The 17940-nt window shown below is 39.4% G+C and carries 17 protein-coding genes and 1 pseudogene; 8 read left to right on the forward strand and 10 right to left on the reverse strand.

Going from position 1 to position 17940, the window contains the following annotated elements; all coding sequences use genetic code 11:
- Positions 1–103: 103 nt before the first annotated feature.
- The 3 genes from ispG to ACJHV0_RS10690 are packed head-to-tail and all read left to right on the forward strand — an operon-like array spanning position 104 to position 3124.
- Positions 104–1213, forward strand: a complete 1110-nt coding sequence (gene ispG / locus ACJHV0_RS10680) for a flavodoxin-dependent (E)-4-hydroxy-3-methylbut-2-enyl-diphosphate synthase (RefSeq protein WP_025236567.1) — start codon at positions 104–106, stop codon at positions 1211–1213.
- 10 nt (positions 1214–1223) lie between these two features.
- On the forward strand, positions 1224–2495 hold the full coding sequence (hisS, locus tag ACJHV0_RS10685; RefSeq protein WP_483134188.1) for a histidine--tRNA ligase: 1272 nt from the start codon (positions 1224–1226) through the stop codon (positions 2493–2495).
- An 8-nt stretch (positions 2496–2503) separates the two neighbouring features.
- Positions 2504–3124, forward strand: coding sequence for a YfgM family protein (locus tag ACJHV0_RS10690; protein WP_334233288.1), 621 nt, complete (start codon positions 2504–2506; stop codon positions 3122–3124).
- Between the two features lie 68 nt (positions 3125–3192).
- On the opposite strand, the gene dnaN is transcribed toward ACJHV0_RS10690, so the two are convergent.
- The 8 genes from dnaN to ybfE form a co-directional block, all read right to left on the reverse strand.
- Complete coding sequence (gene dnaN, locus ACJHV0_RS10695) at positions 3193–4296, reverse strand: DNA polymerase III subunit beta (RefSeq protein ID WP_334235816.1); 1104 nt, start codon at positions 4294–4296, stop codon at positions 3193–3195.
- A gap of 24 nt (positions 4297–4320) precedes the next feature.
- Entirely contained in the window at positions 4321–5670 is a 1350-nt protein-coding gene (gene dnaA / locus ACJHV0_RS10700; RefSeq protein ID WP_025236563.1) for a chromosomal replication initiator protein DnaA, read from the reverse strand.
- A gap of 199 nt (positions 5671–5869) precedes the next feature.
- Complete coding sequence (locus tag ACJHV0_RS10705; RefSeq protein ID WP_483134189.1) at positions 5870–7717, reverse strand: ABC transporter ATP-binding protein; 1848 nt, start codon at positions 7715–7717, stop codon at positions 5870–5872.
- 71 nt (positions 7718–7788) lie between these two features.
- Positions 7789–8298, reverse strand: coding sequence for an S-ribosylhomocysteine lyase (gene luxS, locus ACJHV0_RS10710; protein ID WP_025236561.1), 510 nt, complete (start codon positions 8296–8298; stop codon positions 7789–7791).
- A 17-nt stretch (positions 8299–8315) separates the two neighbouring features.
- Positions 8316–10976, reverse strand: a complete 2661-nt coding sequence (locus tag ACJHV0_RS10715; RefSeq protein WP_483134192.1) for a PqiB family protein — start codon at positions 10974–10976, stop codon at positions 8316–8318.
- A 92-nt stretch (positions 10977–11068) separates the two neighbouring features.
- The gene (fur, locus tag ACJHV0_RS10720) at positions 11069–11509 is read right to left on the reverse strand and encodes a ferric iron uptake transcriptional regulator (RefSeq protein ID WP_006250413.1); all 441 of its coding nucleotides are present in this window, start codon (positions 11507–11509) and stop codon (positions 11069–11071) included.
- A gap of 31 nt (positions 11510–11540) precedes the next feature.
- On the reverse strand, positions 11541–12065 hold the full coding sequence (gene fldA / locus ACJHV0_RS10725; protein WP_025236559.1) for a flavodoxin FldA: 525 nt from the start codon (positions 12063–12065) through the stop codon (positions 11541–11543).
- A gap of 5 nt (positions 12066–12070) precedes the next feature.
- Positions 12071–12346, reverse strand: a complete 276-nt coding sequence (ybfE, locus tag ACJHV0_RS10730) for a LexA regulated protein (protein ID WP_025236558.1) — start codon at positions 12344–12346, stop codon at positions 12071–12073.
- A gap of 253 nt (positions 12347–12599) precedes the next feature.
- Between ybfE and ACJHV0_RS10735 the strand changes: the two genes are divergently transcribed.
- From ACJHV0_RS10735 to ACJHV0_RS10750, 4 genes are all read left to right on the forward strand, one after another.
- Positions 12600–13586 carry an oxidoreductase gene (locus ACJHV0_RS10735; RefSeq protein WP_483134190.1) on the forward strand — a complete coding sequence of 329 codons (987 nt, stop codon included), beginning with the start codon at positions 12600–12602 and terminating at the stop codon, positions 13584–13586.
- A gap of 103 nt (positions 13587–13689) precedes the next feature.
- Positions 13690–14991 (forward strand): NCS2 family permease, encoded by a 1302-nt coding sequence (locus ACJHV0_RS10740; RefSeq protein ID WP_025236556.1) that lies wholly within the window; start codon positions 13690–13692, stop codon positions 14989–14991.
- Positions 14992–15066: 75 nt separating this feature from the next.
- Positions 15067–15435, forward strand: coding sequence for a DsrE/DsrF/TusD sulfur relay family protein (locus ACJHV0_RS10745; protein WP_334256775.1), 369 nt, complete (start codon positions 15067–15069; stop codon positions 15433–15435).
- On the forward strand, positions 15435–16628 hold the full coding sequence (locus ACJHV0_RS10750; protein ID WP_483134191.1) for a BaiN/RdsA family NAD(P)/FAD-dependent oxidoreductase: 1194 nt from the start codon (positions 15435–15437) through the stop codon (positions 16626–16628). The genes ACJHV0_RS10745 and ACJHV0_RS10750 overlap by 1 nt, the downstream gene beginning before the upstream one ends.
- Before the next feature lie 52 nt (positions 16629–16680).
- On the opposite strand, the gene infA is transcribed toward ACJHV0_RS10750, so the two are convergent.
- On the reverse strand, positions 16681–16899 hold the full coding sequence (infA, locus tag ACJHV0_RS10755) for a translation initiation factor IF-1 (RefSeq protein WP_025217878.1): 219 nt from the start codon (positions 16897–16899) through the stop codon (positions 16681–16683).
- A 105-nt stretch (positions 16900–17004) separates the two neighbouring features.
- Positions 17005–17664 (reverse strand): YtjB family periplasmic protein, encoded by a 660-nt coding sequence (locus tag ACJHV0_RS10760; RefSeq protein WP_283386305.1) that lies wholly within the window; start codon positions 17662–17664, stop codon positions 17005–17007.
- Between the two features lie 85 nt (positions 17665–17749).
- Between ACJHV0_RS10760 and ACJHV0_RS10765 the strand changes: the two are divergent.
- A pseudogene (locus ACJHV0_RS10765) lies at positions 17750–17940 on the forward strand (phosphoserine phosphatase SerB); the annotation flags it as partial.

The raw sequence follows: 17940 nt of genomic DNA on the forward strand, positions 1-17940 counted from the left end.
TGCAATAATTTTTTAAGAATAAAAACGCACGTAAAATAATTGCTTAGCACTTTTATTTTACGAGCGTTTTCTGCTTTATAACTTTTAATGACTATTTAAAAATATGATACATCAATCTCCAATTAAACGTCGGGTATCGAAAAAAATCTATGTTGGTAATGTGCCTGTCGGGGGCGATGCTCCAATTTCGGTACAATCGATGACAAATACCCGCACTACCGATGTGGAAGCAACTGTCGCTCAAATTAAGTCTTTAGAGCGTGTGGGGGCGGATATTGTACGTGTTTCTGTGCCAACAATGGATGCGGCAGAAGCCTTTAAAGTAATCAAACAGCAAGTCAATGTGCCATTAGTGGCAGATATTCATTTTGACTACCGTATTGCGTTAAAAGTAGCGGAATATGGTGTAGATTGTTTACGTATTAATCCGGGTAACATCGGTAATGAAGAGCGTATTCGGGCGGTAGTGGATTGTGCGAGAGATAAAAATATTCCAATTCGTATCGGCGTAAATGCAGGCTCACTTGAACGAGATCTACAAGAAAAATATGGTGAACCCACGCCGCAAGCGTTATTAGAATCGGCATTACGCCACGTTGATCATCTCGATCGTCTCAACTTCGATCAATTCAAAGTAAGTGTGAAAGCCTCAGATGTGTTCCTAGCGGTCGAATCTTATCGACTTCTTGCGAAACAAATTGAGCAACCTCTTCATTTAGGGATCACAGAAGCGGGCGGAGCAAGAGCTGGCTCGGTTAAATCTGCGGTAGGTTTAGGCTTACTTTTGGCAGAAGGGATTGGCGATACGCTACGCATTTCACTGGCGGCTGATCCGGTTGAGGAGATCAAAGTCGGCTTTGATATTTTAAAATCACTGCGTATTCGCTCACGCGGTATTAATTTTATTGCTTGTCCGACTTGCTCACGCCAAGAAATTGATGTGATTGCAACGGTAAATGAGCTAGAGCAGCGTTTAGAAGATATTATTACCCCGATGGATGTTTCCATTATTGGTTGTGTGGTAAATGGACCGGGTGAGGCATTAATTTCCGATTTGGGTGTAACCGGCAGTAATAAAATGAGCGGCTTCTATTTAGATGGTGTTCGTCAAAAAGAGCGTTTTGATAATGCAAAATTAATCGACCAATTAGAAGCTAAAATCCGTGCTAGAGTAGCACAGCAAAATAACCGTATAGATATTGTAAATAAATAGGAACAAGATAGTGGCAAAAACAATTCAAGCAATTCGTGGAATGAACGATTGCTCTCCAACAGAATCTCCATTATGGCAATGGGTTGAAGAAAAAGTACGTGATGTGCTGGCAAGTTATGGCTATTCAGAAGTACGTATGCCGATTGTGGAAAGTACACCTTTATTTGCTCGTGCGATTGGCGAAGTTACCGATGTGGTTTCAAAAGAAATGTACACCTTTTGGGATAATGATGAGCAATTAACGCTCCGTCCTGAAGGTACAGCAGGTTGCGTGCGTGCTGCGATTGAACGTGGTTGGATCTACAATAATGAACAGCGTTTATGGTATATGGGACCAATGTTTCGCCACGAACGTCCACAAAAAGGGCGTTACCGTCAATTCCACCAAGCGGGTGTAGAAGTGTTTGGGATCCCGAATCCGGAAATTGACGCAGAATTAATTATTTTAACTGCTCGCTTGTGGAAAGAATTAGGCATTGATCAGCACGTTTCTTTACAACTAAACTCAATCGGTTCGTTAGAAGCTCGTGCAAATTACCGTTCTGCATTGGTAAATTTTTTACAAAATCATACCGCTTTAATGAGTGAAGAAGAGAAAGAGCGTTTGGTAAAAAATCCGCTGCGTATTTTAGACACTAAAAACGAAGCCTTACAACAAGTGCTAAACGATGCACCGAAACTACTTGATTATTTAGATGATGACAGCCGTGAGCATTTTTTACAACTCTGTTCATTACTTGATGCAATGGGTATTACTTATGAAATCAACCCAAAATTGGTACGTGGTTTAGATTATTACAATAAAACTGTATTTGAATGGGTAACTTCAGCGTTAGGCTCGCAAGGCACAGTCTGTGGCGGTGGTCGTTATGATGGCTTAGTTGAACAACTTGGCGGACACGCAACTCAAGGCGTAGGCTTTGCGATGGGCTTAGAGCGTTTAGTATTATTAGTTCAAGAGGTAAATAAAGAGATTGATTTACCGAAAGCGGTGGATGTTTATTTGGTATTCTCTGGCGAGGGGGCAACCGTTAATGCGTTCCAACTTGCCGAGCAAATTCGTAGTGAGTTACCGCAACTGCGTGTAATGACGCACTGCTCAGGCGGTAAATTCCAAAAACAATTCAAACGAGCTGATAAAGTGGAAGCCAAGATCGCATTGGTTATCGGCGAAAGTGAAGTGGCGGAAAAGCAAGTTGTGATTAAAGACTTACGTTCAGGTGCGGAGCAAATCACTATTGCTCAATCAGAGCTGATTGCTGAGCTTAATAAACGATTTTAGGAGAGAAAATGAGCAACGAATATTTAAATAAAACCGAAGAACAGCAGTTTGAAGATGCCAAAAACTGGTTCAAAGAGAATGGCACGCCGATTTTAGTCGCGATTATTTTAGCTTGTGCTGCAACTGCAGGCTGGAACTTCTGGAAAAATCATCAACTTGAAACGGCACAAAGAACCTCTGCTTCATACCAAAGCGTGATGGAAAGCTATTTGCAAAATCCAAGCAAAAATCAACCGCTTGTTGAGAAGTTTATTGCAGATAATAAAGATTCAAGCTATGCGATATTTGCACAGTTAGAATCAGCAAAACAAGCGGTCGAAAAAGGTGATTTTTCTGTAGCAAGAGCTGCATTACAATCGGCTTTAACACACTCGGATTCCACGTTACAAACAGTGGTGCGTTTCCGTTTAGCACAGGTGGATTACCAATTAAAATCTTACGATGAAGCTCTTGCGAGTCTTGCTCAAATTCAAGATAAAGCGTGGGAATTACGTAAGCAAATCCTAACAGGTGATATTCTTGCAGCAAAAGGCGATATTCCGGCAGCAAAATCTGCTTATGAACAAGCCAAAGCAAATGCAGCTCCTCAAGAACAAACTTTGATTGATGTGCGTTTGAATAATTTATAACTAAAAAGCCTGATGTAAATCAGGCTTTATTTTTCGCTAATGCCCTGTTCTAATAGGGCTCTTTCGTATTACAAACGCATCGGCATAATCACATATTCTGCGGAAGTGTTATCGCAATCTTCAATTAAGCAACTTGAGCTTGAATCCACAAGACTGAAGCGTACTCGTTGGCATTTTAGCGTATTGAGTACATCTAGCACATAGCTGACATTGAAGCCTACTTCCATTTCCGGACTGTCGTAGGCAACATCAATAATTTCTTCTGCTTCTTCTTGCTCTGGGTTATTGGCGGTAATTTTAAGTAGATTGTTGCTTAGCGTTAAACGCACGCCTCTGAATTTCTCGTTTGAAAGAATAGCCGCACGTATTAATGCACGTTTTAACGTTTCAGTATCCGCTTCTAAAATGCGATCTGCGTTGCGAGGAAGAACTCGGCGGTAGTCAGGGAATCTGCCGTCAATTAATTTTGATGTAAAGACAATGCCGTTCATTGTAATACGGATATTGCTTGAGCCAATCTCTAAACGCACTTCTTCATTGCTGGCAGATACAAGACGTGAAAGCTCAAGCACTGCTTTACGTGGTACGATAACCGAATGGGTTAAAAGCTCTTGATTTAGCACCATTGTGCAAACGGCTAAACGGTGTCCGTCTGTGGCAACGGTACGTAATAAATTGCCTTCTGTTTCAAACTTCATTCCATTTAAGAAATAACGTGCATCTTGGTTTGCCATTGAAAATTGTGTTGCATCAATAAGACGAGCAAGAGTTGCCTGCTCAATAGAAAAGTCCACTTCAGGCTTCCAATCCATTAAATTTGGATAGTCGCTGGCAGGTAAAGTTGCTAAGCTGAATTTGCTGCGACCTGCTTTGATAATGGCTTTATCTTCTTCGAACGTTACTGAAATAACGCTATCATCAGGCAGACTTTTGCTAATGTCTAAGAATTTTTTGGCTGGAATAGTAAATTTTCCTGCAAAATCGACCGCTTGTAGCAGCTGAGCTTGAGTCGTTAATTCAACTTCTAAATCCGTGCCGGTTAAAGATAAACGATCGCCTTCAATTTCTAATAAAATATTGTTAATCACAGGCAATGTCGGGCGGCTGCTCAACACGCCACATACCTGTTGCAAAGGCTTGAGTAATTGGTCTCTGGTAATCGTAATTTGCATAATCATTCCTTTATTCTTAACAGCTTAAGATGATAATTTACGCGTTAAATTTATATAATCTTCTTGAATACCGCTTTCGGTATCACGCAATTCATTAATGGTTTTACAAGCGTGTAACACGGTGGTGTGATCTCGCCCGCCAAATTCTCTGCCAATTTCAGGCAAGCTATGGTTAGTGAGTTCTTTTGCTAACGCCATTGCTATTTGACGAGGGCGAGCAACACTTCTCGCTCGGCTTTTGGATTTAATATCAGCCACTTTAATGCCGTAATATTCCGCCACAATGCGTTGAATATTTTCAATTGTAATTAAGTAATCGAAAGAGGCAAATAAGTCTTGTAAGGTTTCACGTACTGCATCAACGGTAATGGGGCGAAGCGTGAGTTTTTGCCACGCAATCACTCGGTTTAATGCCCCTTCTAGTTCACGCACATTGGTGCGAAGTTTTTGCCCCATCAAATAAGCCGCATCTTCTTGTAAATCTGCACCACGTTCTAAGGCTTTTTGGCGAAGAATTGCTACACGGGTTTCCAGCTCCGGCGGCTCAATAGTGGCACTAATACCACCACTTAAGCGTGATTTAATTGCGGTATCAATTTTATCAATATTCTTCGGCAGAACATCAGAAGTTAGAATAATCTGCTTTTTCTGCTCAAACAGGGCATTTAATAGATGTAAAAACTCTTCTTGTACTTTTGGCTTGTTGGCAAGAAATTGAATATCGTCAATCATCAACACATCAAGCGAGCGATAGAATTTTTTAATTTTTTCCGCATCATTATTTGAGCTGTTAATGGCTTTAATAATATCACGGTAAAAACGCTCAAGATGAATATAAAGCACACGAACCGTTGGATTGCGTTTGACCAATTCATTACCGATAGCGTGCAATAAGTGGGTTTTACCTAAACCAGTGCCGGCATAGAATGAAAGTGGATTACAGTGGCTCTCGCCAAGATTATCTACCACCTGTTGAGCAACTAATTTCGCCAGTTGGTTTGAACGACCTTGTACGAAATTATCAAAAGTTTGGTGTGGATTTAACCCTGTTTTAAAGCCTGTATTGCTAAATTCGGAAAGTTCGTTTTTTGAGCTAATTTGCGGTTTTGCTTGTTCCGCAGGCTTAATACCTACTTTTAGGTTTACAACCAAATTATCATTTTTAGATAAAAAACGAGCTAATTCAGTAATTTCCGATAAAAATTTATCTTTAACCCAATTTTCAACGAATTGATTTTGTGCATAAAGAGTGAGTTCCCCATTATCAGACCCGGCTTGCAGAGGGCGTAGCCAAGTACTGTAATCAGTTGGCGATACTTTCGTTTGTAAGTGATTAAGGCAATCAGACCAAAGGGAAGACACAATTTGCTCCAAAATTATTGTTAATAAAGGTAGTAATGATACCTGAAAAAAGGGGAGAAATCTTGAAAATTTTTGTCAAAATTTTGATAGGTTCGGTATGAATTTCAAGGACATTTTAATTGGTGAACAAGCGGTCATTTTTTGCTGAAAATTTGCAAATTTTTCACTAAAAATGACCGCTTGATCTTAAAAGATAAGGTGAGATCTACGTTTAGATATCGGTATGTTCCGGTAAGAATCCCCCACTTTGATGAGCCCAAAGTCTTGCGTAAACGCCATTTTGAGCGAGTAATTCTTCGTGTGTGCCTTGCTCAACAATCTCGCCTTTATCTAGCACGATTAATCTATCCATTGCCATAATGGTAGAGAGGCGGTGAGCAATCGCCACTACCGTTTTGCCTTCCATCAGTTTGGTGAGGTTTTCTTGAATTGCCATTTCCACTTCAGAATCTAAGGCACTGGTTGCTTCATCTAATAACAGAATTGGGGCATCTTTTAACATCACACGGGCAATTGCAATACGTTGGCGTTGTCCGCCTGAAAGTTTTACACCACGTTCACCAACGTGTGCATCAAAACCTGCTCTGCCTTTGGCATCTTGCAAGTTTGGAATAAATTCACTTGCAGCGGCTTGCTCAACGGCTTTTATCATCTCCTCCTCTGTGGCAGTTGGTCGACCATACATTAGGTTTTCACGCACAGAACGGTGGAGTAGTGAGGTATCTTGCGTTACTAAGCCAATTTGTGAGCGGAGGCTTTCTTGCGTGATATCTCGAATATTCTGACCATCAATCGTAATTGAGCCGTTTTGAATATCGTAAAAACGTAATAGTAAGTTGGTAAGCGTTGATTTACCCGCACCACTACGACCTACTAAGCCCACTTTTTCACCCGGTTTGATGGTTAAATCAAAATCTTTCAGTAATGGTTTTTTGACATCGTAGGAAAAATCTACGTTCTCAAATTTAATTTCGCCTTTGGTTACATTTAACGGTTGAGCATTCTCTTTATCTACCACATTGTGCGGTTTGGAAAGGGTAATCATACCGTCTTGTACGGTACCTAAATTTTCAAATAGACGGGCAAACTCCCACATAATCCATTGCGATAATCCTTTGATTCTTAATGCTAACGCAGTTGAGGTGGCAATAGCCCCAGCAGTTACTACGCTTGACCCCCAAAGCCATAAACCGATACCTGCTGTGGAGATAATTAATGCCATAGAGGTTAGGTTGGTTACGGTTTCTATCACGGTAACTAAACGCATCTGTTTATGTACTGTAACCATAAACTCTTCCATTGATTCTTTCGCATAAGCAGATTCACGATTACCGTGAGAGAATAACTTGACAGTTGCAATGTTTGAGTAAGCGTCTGTAATTCGACCGGTCATAAGGCTTCGAGCATCAGATTGTTCTTGGGCTGCTTGAGCCAGTTTAGGCACGAAATAGATAATAGTGACAGCAAGTGAAATCACCCATAAGATAAAGGGGATAAATAACCAGCTATCCAGTTGCAATAAAATCACACTTGAGGTAGTAAAATACACTAATACATAAACCAACATATCCGCACAAGTCATAATCACATCACGCACGGAGAGGGCAGTTTGCATTACTTTTGCGGATACTCGCCCTGCAAATTCATCTTGGTAAAAGCCTAGACTTTGCCCTAGCATTAAGCGGTGGAAGTTCCAACGCAAACGCATTGGAAAAACGCCTTGTAAAGATTGGAAGCGAATGCTACTGGCGAGATAAACGAATACAACGGCGAGTATCGCAATAAAAAACATTCCTATAATTGTCCAACCTTTTTCAGCCCAGAGTTCAGCAGGTGTGTATTTGTTGATCCAATCGACTAAATCGCCCATAAATTGAAACAGAATGGCTTCAATAACGCCGACTGCTGCTACAAAGATTGTCAGAATTAGAATATAAATTCGCATTCCTTTTGTAGCATCAAAAATAAAAGGAATTAAACCTGATTTTGGCGTTTTCGGCATTTCATTTGGGTAGGTTTCCACCCTTGCCTCAAACCATCTAAAGAGTTTTTCAAACATAAACTAATGATTTCCGAGTATAAAAAAGTAGGGGCAAATAGCAATTTGCCCCAGTAAGATTTTAATAAAAATTACGGATTTAACAATTTGTCATCTAATGCTAAATCTTCATTACGGTTAATACCAATTCCTACAGTTAAAACATCACGAGCAATTTTGTGGGCTTCTTCTAATGAATGCTCTTTATAAGAGCCACATTGGTATTCATTCAGTTCCGGAATTGCGGAAACATCCGGAATTTTGTTTAACGCATCTTCCATAGAAGCCGTCCAAGCATCTGCAACTTCTTGTGCAGAAGGTGAGCCGATTAGCGACATATAAAAGCCTGTGCGGCAACCCATTGGTGAAATATCAATAATTTCCACGTTTTCGCTATTTAAGTGATCACGCATAAAGCCAGCAAACAGATGCTCCATTGTGTGAATACCACGCACAGGAAGAATATCAATATTCGGGCGGCAAAAACGTAAATCAAACACGGTAATAGTATCGCCTTTTGGTGTTGTCATTGTTTTAGCAACACGCACCGCAGGGGCATTCATTTTAGTATGATCAACTTTAAAACTATCTAATAAAGGCATTTTTTCACTCCATAATATTATTCTGCAATTCCTTGTTCCCACGCTGGGGCGTCTTCAGGAAGTTTGCGTTGTAAGAAAAATCTTCTATTGGCTTGGGCTTGTGGCTTCACCACTTTAGTGTAAGGGGTAGAGAATTCAATACCGCCGTTTAATAATTGCGACATCGTACCGGAATTCATACTCACACCTTGTAAGCTGATATCCATTGTATAGCCTGACGCTTGCCAGAATTGGGTATTAGTTCTGACTAAGTGTTTGTATTTATTGTTAATTTTAAGGTGAATTAACACTCTGTCGTTGAGTTCACTTAAGCTTAAGTAGCTCACAATACCGACTTGCATTCCACGATAAAGTACAGGTGCTTCCGGCTGAATACCATTGGCATTTGTGGTTTCCACAATAATTGGGAAGCCGCTTGCGTAGGTTGTTTTTACTGTATCGGTTTGTGATAGCTCAAAATAGTTTTGAGCTTTGCCAGAACCCGCATCAACGGTAATATAGTTTTGCAATGCAGCATCTAAATTTTTAAAGCCAGCCGTACTAATTTCAGGCGAAACCACACTAAATTTTGCACCAGCTTTAGCAATAGACGGATAATATTTGCCTTGAATGTAAGCGGTCGCTTTTATCTGTTTTTTTGCATTTTGCAATTCCAGTTTTTCAATTCGACCCACTGTTAAGCCCATATACTTGATATCCATACCCTCACTGAGTTTGCTACCATCTTTCGCAATGAGAGTAATGTAAGTATTACCTGAAGTTGCTTTCTCTTTTGTTGCGTAAAGGATTTTATTGCCTTTTGGACCGCCATTATCAAAGCTAATCGCTCCTTTTAATGTTCGCATTAAAGGTGCTGTAGTGATGTTTACACCTTTTAATGACACATCAACATTGGTTGCAGGTTCAATCCAGAAACGGCTTGTTTCTGTTAATAAGTGGCGATAATTAGGCTGAATAAAGAGTTCAACATCAAAGCGATTTTGCTTAGGAGTTACTTTTAAAACTTCGCCGACTTGAAAATCTCGATAGAGTACAATTGAACCTTCACTAATACCTGATAATGATTCGGCAGAAAGTGTAATAGTTGCGTTTTTGCTTAAAGTTGAAATGCCGGATTCCGCACTTTCTATATCTTTATATAACGGATACTGCTTTTTAGGATTACCTTCACTCTTACCATTAATTAAGCGAATCCCTCCCTTTAACCAATCAGAGGTCGAGCCTGCGTGTATACGTAAGCCATCTAAACCGACTGACATATCCAGATTGGAAATGGCAACAAACTTACTGTTACTGCCAATTAAATTACGATAAGGCGGATAGATAATCGCATCAAAGCGAATATTCTCTAAATCTAATGAACGTTTAACAATTTCGCCAATTTGCACATCGCTATAGTAAATACCTTGATTTACATCAACCCCATAGGCTTGCGGTGCAGTTAGGCTGAAACTCAGTAAATTTGGTAAACTTAATAAGTAATCGGCTTCATTTTGTACGATAAACTCAGATTGAGGCTCTCCTTCTCCGGGTTGAACATCAAAATAAATGCCACGCAGAAGCTCGCCAATTTTAGTTAATTGCTCCGCATTTAATGCAAATTTGGGCTCTTTCAGCAATATTTTCGTTTGTGAACGCAGTAAATTTTCGTAACTTGGATCGATTAATAAAATACCATCAATTAATTTATCTTGCTCCAAATTTTGTTGCGGTAAACCGTTATCGGTTACTTCTGGTAATTTTAGCTGAGAAAGTGTACCAATTTGCGTACGTTGATAAAAAACGGAGGTTTCATTTACCTTTAAATTAGGCGAAACAGGTACTTTAACCTTGATTTCAATACCGCGTTTTGCCGATTTTAAATCCGGATATAGTTCAAATTTTTGCTCTTGTTCGGCTGCTTCCATATTATCAGGCGAATCGAACGCAACCGCTCCTTGCACTACAGAGGCAAGACTTTCCATATTAACTCTTATGCCTTGTAAATTAAGATCGGCACTAATACCGCTAATATTCCAGAAACGGCTTTCTTTTTTCACCAAATGAGCGTACTTTTTCTGAATGATAACGTCGATTTCTATTTTCTTCTGATCTTTGGTAAAACGGTAGTCGGCAATGTTTCCCACAGGCACTTTACGGAAATAAACGCTTGCTCCTACATTAATTGAGCCGATATCATCAGAAACGAGACGAACAAGTAAATCGCCATCACTTACGGTAACAGCTGGGGGATCTTCTTCAGCAATGAATTCATCGGCAGACTCACCCTCACCGGGCAAGAGTGTAATATAGTTACCCGAAACAATCGCATCTAACCCGGAAACCCCTGCTAATGAAGCAGAGGGTTGAACCAGCCAAAATTTAGTATCTTGGCGTAATAGGCTTCTCGCCTCAGCATTGATCTCGGCTAAAACTTCAACTTCTCTTAAATTATCAACAAAATAAACACGTTTTACTCGCCCGATTTCTAAACCTTGATAACGAACAATGGTTTTTCCTGCAACAATTCCATCGCCTTTAGCAAATCGGATCGAGATTGTTTCGCCCTGTTCTTTTAAGATCTGGAAAAAAAGTAAAGCCCCAATAATAAAAGCGACAATTGGCAAGAGCCAAAAAGGCGATATTTTGCGAGGTTGCCTGATTTGGGCATCCATTACAGGTTGTGTCTGTTCTTCCATCATAATATTAATTAGCGAAACCTATATAGAACAATACCGAAGACCCTCAAAAAGGGGCTTCGGTAATAGATAATTAAGTTAAATAAGCGATCTTATTTTTTCTCATCACAATTGGTTAAATTGCTACATTTACCGTAGAGATATAAACTGTGGTTAGTTAGTTCCATTCCGTGCTTTTCACTGATTTCACGTTGGCGGCGTTCCATATCCGGATCTTTAAATTCAAATACTTTACCGCAATCCATACAGATGATGTGATCGTGTTCGTGGTTCATATTTAATTCAAATACCGCTTTGTTTGCATCGAAATTATGACGAGTTAAAATGCCCGCTTCTTCAAATTGGTTTAATACACGGTAAACAGTTGCCAAACCAATATCTGAACCTTTTTCTAACAGAATCTTATAAATATCTTCCGCTGCAAAATGTTGCATTTCATCACGAATGTCTTGCATTAATGCAAGAATGGTTAAACGAGGCTCGGTAACTTTTAAGCCTACCTCTTTTAAACGTTTAATATTTGCTTCAGACATATCTGCCACCTAATTATCTTTACTTAAAACCTTATGCAAGTTGGTCTAAACACATTTCTTCTTTTAACTGTGCACACCATTTATTAACACGCTCAGTGGTTAATTCCGGTTGTCTGTCTTCATCAATACAAAGACCGACAAAAGTTGCATCATCAACTAAAGCTTGTGAAACCTCAAAGTTATAACCTTCAGTTGACCAATGCCCAACAATAACCGCACCGTTTGGCTCAATAATATCACGCACAGTACCCATTGCATCACAGAAATATTCTGCGTAATCTTCTTGATCTCCACAACCAAAAATTGCTACCACTTTACCGTTAAAATCAATCTCTTTTAACGTTGGCATAAAATCATCCCAATCTGCTTGAGATTCTCCATAATACCAAGTCGGAATACCAAACATTAGAAAATCGTATGCTTCAATATCTTCTTTCGTACTTTTAGCAATATCACGAATATCAATTAATTCAGCACCTAAATTTTTCTGAATCATTTTAGAAATATTTTCTGTATTGCCGGTATCACTACCGTAAAATAAACCTACAACTGCCATTGCTACTACCTATTTTTGATATAATTATTTAGAATTATTTCAATCAACTGCCCGCGTGAAATACCTTGTTCGGCTGCCTGTTCCTCTAAAAGTTTGACTAAATCAGAATGCAATTTAAGTTCAACCCGCTTTAAACCCGACGATTTATCTCGCTTTAGCTGATTACGTTTATTGATTCGAATTTGTTGTTCTCTATCAAGAGGATTAGTGCGAGGACGCCCAACTTTTGGTACAGTCGCAAACAGATCTAATGTGATACAATCTGAATCTTGTTTTGCCATTTCTTTATATCGGGCTTTTTGACTTCCATTCACTTTCCATTTTAATGAGAATGAGAAGCTACTTTCCAAAGTGTGAACTATATCAAAAATCCAAACATTTGAAAAGTAAATCAGTCGGAAAACAAGCGGTGTTTTTTTGCTAAAAAGTTGCAATTAACTCGTTGTAGGTATAATCTGCCGTTACTATTCAGAATAGCGAAGAAAGGTAAATTGCACTATAATTCTGAAACGAAAATGATGAAAAGGAGAAAATGTGTCAATTATCCATTTAGCTATTGCGAGCGATTTTACGCTTGCAGAAAAACTACTTGAAGTATTAGAAACCCAAGATTTAGGCATTGAGAAAATTTCGGCAGTAGAATTAGAGCCTTTCGGAGATGAGCAAAACTTACGCTTAGGGGCAAAAGCCGTTGCACAATATGCGTTAGATGAAGTGAATTGGGCTGAATTTACTCACGTTTTATTTGCAGGCAAAATGGCTCAAGCAGAAGTGTTGGCTGAAGCGGTGAAAGCGGGCTGTGTGATTTTAGATTTATATGGCATTACCGCATTGATTAGCGATGTACCTGTAATTGTGCCAAGTGTAAATGATGAAAATGTGGCAAATGTGCGTGAGCGAAATATTGTTGCTCTGGCTAATCCACAAGTTTCGCAACTGGCATTGGCATTAAAGCCGTTATTGGCTCAGCCTTTAAATCAAGTATTTGTAACTTCACTTTTACCTTCAGCTTATTTTGGCGATGAGAAAGTTAAAGAATTAGCCGGGCAAACTGCACGTTTATTAAATGGCATTCCGTTTGATGAAAATGCAGAGCGTATTGCGTTTGATGTTGTGCCTGCTAATGTGCAAGGTGAGGAGAAAAAGTTGCCTTTCTCTAAAGCCTTTGAACTGCAACTTGCAAAAGCTTTACCAAATTTGACCGCTTGTATTACTTTCCACACTATTCAAGTGCCGGTATTTTATGGTGTGTCGCAAATGGTTTCGGTACAATCTGAGTATCCGCTAGATGCTGAAAATTTAAGTACGGAATGGAAAGCAACAAGTTGGATTAATTTTAATGAAAATTCAGTGATTACTGCGGTAAAAAATGGGGAAAACGAAGAGCGAAATGCATTAGAAATCAGCCAGTTATTAGCCAAATCAGAACAAGAAATTCAGTTCTGGTCTGTGGCTGATGAGCAACGTTTTAGCCTTGCATTTTTATCCGTTGAGCTATTAAAACTGGTTTTAGAATATTAATTGCTTGCCAAACGGTTCATTCCGTGATAAAAATCATCAACGCCCGAGCAACCGATTGCTTGGGCGTTGTCATTTTCACAATTTATTAAGTTACGAAGGTCTTATGTTAGAAAAATTATTTCAGCTTAAAGCAAAAGGCAGTAATGCTAAAACCGAAATCATCGCGGGGATTACTACCTTTTTCACAATGGTTTACATTGTTTTCGTTAATCCGTCCATTCTAGGTGTAGCAGGAATGGATACTCAAGTCGTATTCGTAACCACCTGTTTAATTGCTGCATTTGGTACTATTGCAATGGGCTTATTCAGTAATCTACCGATTGCACTTGCACCCGCAATGGGGTTGAATGCCTTTTTTGCTTTTGTAGTAGTGCAAAAATTAGGCTATTCTTGGCAAGTAGGTATGGGGGCAATTTTCTTAGGCTCTGTGGGCTTATTCCTATTAACCGTATTGCAAGTTCGCTACTGGTTTATGTCTGCGATTCCACTTGGTTTACGAGTAGGCATTGGGGCAGGTATCGGCTTATTTATTGCGTTAATCGGCTTTAAAAATATGGGCATTGTTGTACCAAATGAAGCGACCTTAGTTGCATTAGGTAACTTACACGATCCTAAAGTATTAATGGGGATTTTAGGTTTCTTTATCATCGTTGTGTTAGCGGCTAAGGGCGTTCACTCTGGTGTATTAGTATCGATTGTAGTAGTTACAGGCTTAGCTTTAATTTTCGATCCTGCTGTAACATTCAACGGTATAATGTCTATGCCGCCAAGTTTAGGTGCTGTTGTCGGGCAGGTTGATATTGCCGGAGCTTTTGATGTTGCCTTACTTGGCATTATTTTCTCCTTTATGTTAGTAAACTTGTTTGACTCATCAGGTACGTTGATTGCAGTAACCACTAAAGCGGGTTTTGCCGACGAGCAAGGTCGTTTCCCGAGAATGAAACAGGCTCTATTAGTGGATAGTACCGCAGCAATGGCGGGTTCTTATATGGGAACATCGGCGATCTCAACCTACATTGAAAGTGGTTCAGGTGTTTCTGTTGGCGGTCGTACCGGTTTAACTGCGGTTGTTGTGGGGATTTTATTCTTACTGACTATTTTCTTCTCACCATTAGCTGGTTTAGTGCCTGCTTATGCAACCGCTGGTGCGTTGGTATTCGTCGGGATTTTGATGGCTTCAAGCCTGATTGAGGTAAAATGGGACGACTTAACTGAAGCTACACCGGCATTCATTACTACAGCAATGATGCCATTTACTTACTCAATTACCGAAGGAATTGCCTTTGGTTTTATCAGCTATTGTGTAATGAAAGCATTCACCGGGCGTTGGAAAGAAATCAGCCCGTCTGTGTTAGTGATTTCATTGCTCTTTATGATCAAATTTATTTGGGCTGATGCTCATTAACTTTGTAGGTTTCCCTCTCCTGTGAGAGGGAATTTTTAAATTATCTATGTGTTTCGTGTATTCCGAGGTAAAACTATGTCTAATCAAGTACAAAAACTACTTTTCATCATCAATTCAGCACCTTACGGTAATGAAACCTTCTTTAGTGGTTTGCGTTTGGCATTACAAATTCAAGAGCAACATAAAGAAAAAGCCGAAATTCGGATTTTTTTAATGTCTGATGCGGTTACTGCTGGGCTTGCCAAACAAAATCCTGTAGAAGGGTATCACGTTCAGCAGATGCTGGAAATTTTAACTGCACAGGGGGCAATAGTGAAACTCTGTAAAACTTGCACAAACGCACGTGGTATTACTCATTTAACGTTGGTAGATGGTGTAGAAATAGGCACACTTATTGAGCTTGCAGATTGGACAGTAGAAGTAGATAAGGTACTCAATTTCTAATGCAAAAATTTGATGTCATCATTATTGGTGCAGGGGCGGCAGGGTTATTTTGTGCCGCTCAACTAGGGCAAGGCGGCAAAAAAGTTGCGGTGCTAGATAGTGGCAAGAAAATCGGACGTAAGATTTTAATGTCGGGTGGTGGTTTTTGTAATTTTACCAATTTAGAGATTGGAGCCGGGAATTACCTTAGCCAAAACCGTCATTTTGTAAAATCGGCTCTCTCTCGTTACACTCAATGGGATTTTATTTCCCTTGTGGCGAGTTACGGCATAAGCTATCACGAAAAAGAGCTTGGGCAACTTTTCTGTGATGAAAGCTCGCAACAGATTGCCGATTTATTACAAGCCGAATGTGAGAAAGGTAAAGTTGAGATCTTTTTACGACAAGCGGTCATTTCCGTCGAAAAATTTGCAAATTGTTTCCAAATTTTGACCGCTAGTGAGCAGTTCCAAACTGAACATTTAGTGATTGCCACAGGTGGATTATCAATGCCGGCATTAGGTGCAAGCCCTTTTGGTTATCAAATTGCCGAACAGTTTGGCATTCCTGTTATTGCTCCTCGTGCCAGCCTTGTGCCTTTTACTTGGAAAGAAACTGATAAATACTTTACCGAACTTTCCGGCATTGCCATTCCTGTTACCGTTTCCAGCCAAAATGGAAAAAGTTTTAGTAATCAAATGTTGTTTACTCATAGAGGATTGTCTGGTCCTGCTATTTTGCAGATCTCGAATTATTGGGAATTGGGCGAAACGGTGGAAATTGATTTACTTCCAAGTGAGTCCATTCTTGATATATTGAAAGAACTTCGTCAATCTTCGCCGAAATTGCAGCTAAAAACCGTATTGGGTCGTTATTTCCCGAAAAAGTTGGTGGATCTATGGCTAGAGCAAAATCTAGTAACAGATAAAGTGATAGCCCAACTTAGCAAGGCGGATTTAATGAACCTAGAACAATTTATTCATCACTGGCAGTTCTTGCCAAATGGCACAGAAGGCTACCGTACCGCTGAAGTAACAAAAGGCGGAGTAGATACCGATTATATTTCTTCTAAAACAATGGAAGCTAAAAATGTTGATGGGCTTTATTTTATCGGCGAAGTGCTTGATGTAACAGGTTGGCTTGGCGGCTATAATTTCCAATGGGCGTGGTCATCAGCGTTTGCCTGTGCAGAAGGGATCATTGAAAAAGGCTAAATTCAACCTAAAAATAAAGGCGAACATTCAACAGTTCGCCTTTATTTTTTAATTATCTTGCACGGAAAATAATGCGTGCTTTGCTTAAATCGTATGGTGTCATTTCAACGGTAACTTTGTCGCCGGTTAAAATACGGATATAGTTTTTACGCATTTTGCCTGAAATGTGAGCAGTTACCACGTGCCCGTTTTCTAATTCCACACGGAACATTGTATTTGGTAAGGTTTCTAAAATTGTACCTTGCATCTCAATGCTATCTTCTTTAGCCATTTATTCCTCTTTAAATTTTAATTTTCTTTGCTATGCCATTTGGCGAAAAACGGCGGATATTATACGCTTATTCGTTCAAATTACAATCGTTTCTTTGATAACACGCTATTTCCGCTTAATCCATCGACGACGTGAATGAAAACGCTGGGTTTGTGTTTTTACTTCACTCATCATTGGTTTTGGAGCGATTTGTAGCTGATGAATTTTACGACGGAAGTAATAATGTACGCTGCTTGCCAGCAATACACCTGTTAAAAGCAAAATAATCATCTCGCCATAAAGTTGATGGAATTGTTGCTCTACTCGGGCTTTTGTAGTTTGTCCGTACTCGGCATCAAACGTAACGCGTAAAAAACCAACCAATGCTTGTTGAGCAAAAATAGGCTCAACAATTTGCTGGGTTTTTTCTGCCTGTTCAGTGGTTAATTGTGTTTTTAAGTCTTTTGCATTTTGACTTTGTGCGAGCAGTACGCCTTTTGGTGAATAAATATTTGCATCAATAATAAAATCTTCTTTTGCAAAACTATCCAGTGCATCAACCAGTTCATCTGTTTTTGCATTTTTAACTAATAAAAACGAGAAAATATTTGCTTGTTGGCGAACCAATAAATGCGACAGATTTGATACTTGGTTAATGCTTGCTAATTGAGAGCCTAATTTAAATTGATTTACGCCCGTTAAAATAACCGCCACAATCGCTACGCAGAGAGCAGTGATTCCAGCCAGTAAAAGCGTTTTAGCTATTTTTTCACGAGTAATATACATAACATTCCTCTTAAAATGATGCGTGATTGTAGCACGGTTTTCTGTTAGATTAATGCAGTAAATTTAAACAACCTAAAATAAGACTATGGCAAATACAATTTTTATCTATTCAAAAACGTTAAATGAGCGTGAAATTGAGCAGTTTTCAAAGCAAACAGGGGCAAATTTACTGAAACAAGCGGTCTATTTAGACTATAAAATTGCATATTTTTCGACAAATTTGACCGCTTGTGAATTGCGTGAAACGGCTCAACAAGTCAATGCGGATATTAGCGA

The organism is Mannheimia sp. (genome assembly GCF_056854775.1).

Bases quoted from the DNA above. Each gene is read 5' to 3' on its own strand.
- ACJHV0_RS10760 (WP_283386305.1), bottom strand. From the start codon at position 17,664: ATGTATATTACTCGTGAAAAAATAGCTAAAACGCTTTTACTGGCTGGA.
- ACJHV0_RS10715 (WP_483134192.1), bottom strand. From the start codon at position 10,976: ATGGAAGAACAGACACAACCTGTAATGGATGCCCAAATCAGGCAACCT.
- fur (WP_006250413.1), bottom strand. From the start codon at position 11,509: ATGTCTGAAGCAAATATTAAACGTTTAAAAGAGGTAGGCTTAAAAGTT.
- ACJHV0_RS10690 (WP_334233288.1), top strand. From the start codon at position 2,504: ATGAGCAACGAATATTTAAATAAAACCGAAGAACAGCAGTTTGAAGAT.
- dnaN (WP_334235816.1), bottom strand. From the start codon at position 4,296: ATGCAAATTACGATTACCAGAGACCAATTACTCAAGCCTTTGCAACAG.
- ispG (WP_025236567.1), top strand. From the start codon at position 104: ATGATACATCAATCTCCAATTAAACGTCGGGTATCGAAAAAAATCTAT.
- ACJHV0_RS10745 (WP_334256775.1), top strand. From the start codon at position 15,067: ATGTCTAATCAAGTACAAAAACTACTTTTCATCATCAATTCAGCACCT.
- ACJHV0_RS10740 (WP_025236556.1), top strand. From the start codon at position 13,690: ATGTTAGAAAAATTATTTCAGCTTAAAGCAAAAGGCAGTAATGCTAAA.
- fldA (WP_025236559.1), bottom strand. From the start codon at position 12,065: ATGGCAGTTGTAGGTTTATTTTACGGTAGTGATACCGGCAATACAGAA.
- ACJHV0_RS10750 (WP_483134191.1), top strand. From the start codon at position 15,435: ATGCAAAAATTTGATGTCATCATTATTGGTGCAGGGGCGGCAGGGTTA.
- ACJHV0_RS10705 (WP_483134189.1), bottom strand. From the start codon at position 7,717: ATGTTTGAAAAACTCTTTAGATGGTTTGAGGCAAGGGTGGAAACCTAC.
- luxS (WP_025236561.1), bottom strand. From the start codon at position 8,298: ATGCCTTTATTAGATAGTTTTAAAGTTGATCATACTAAAATGAATGCC.
- ybfE (WP_025236558.1), bottom strand. From the start codon at position 12,346: ATGGCAAAACAAGATTCAGATTGTATCACATTAGATCTGTTTGCGACT.
- infA (WP_025217878.1), bottom strand. From the start codon at position 16,899: ATGGCTAAAGAAGATAGCATTGAGATGCAAGGTACAATTTTAGAAACC.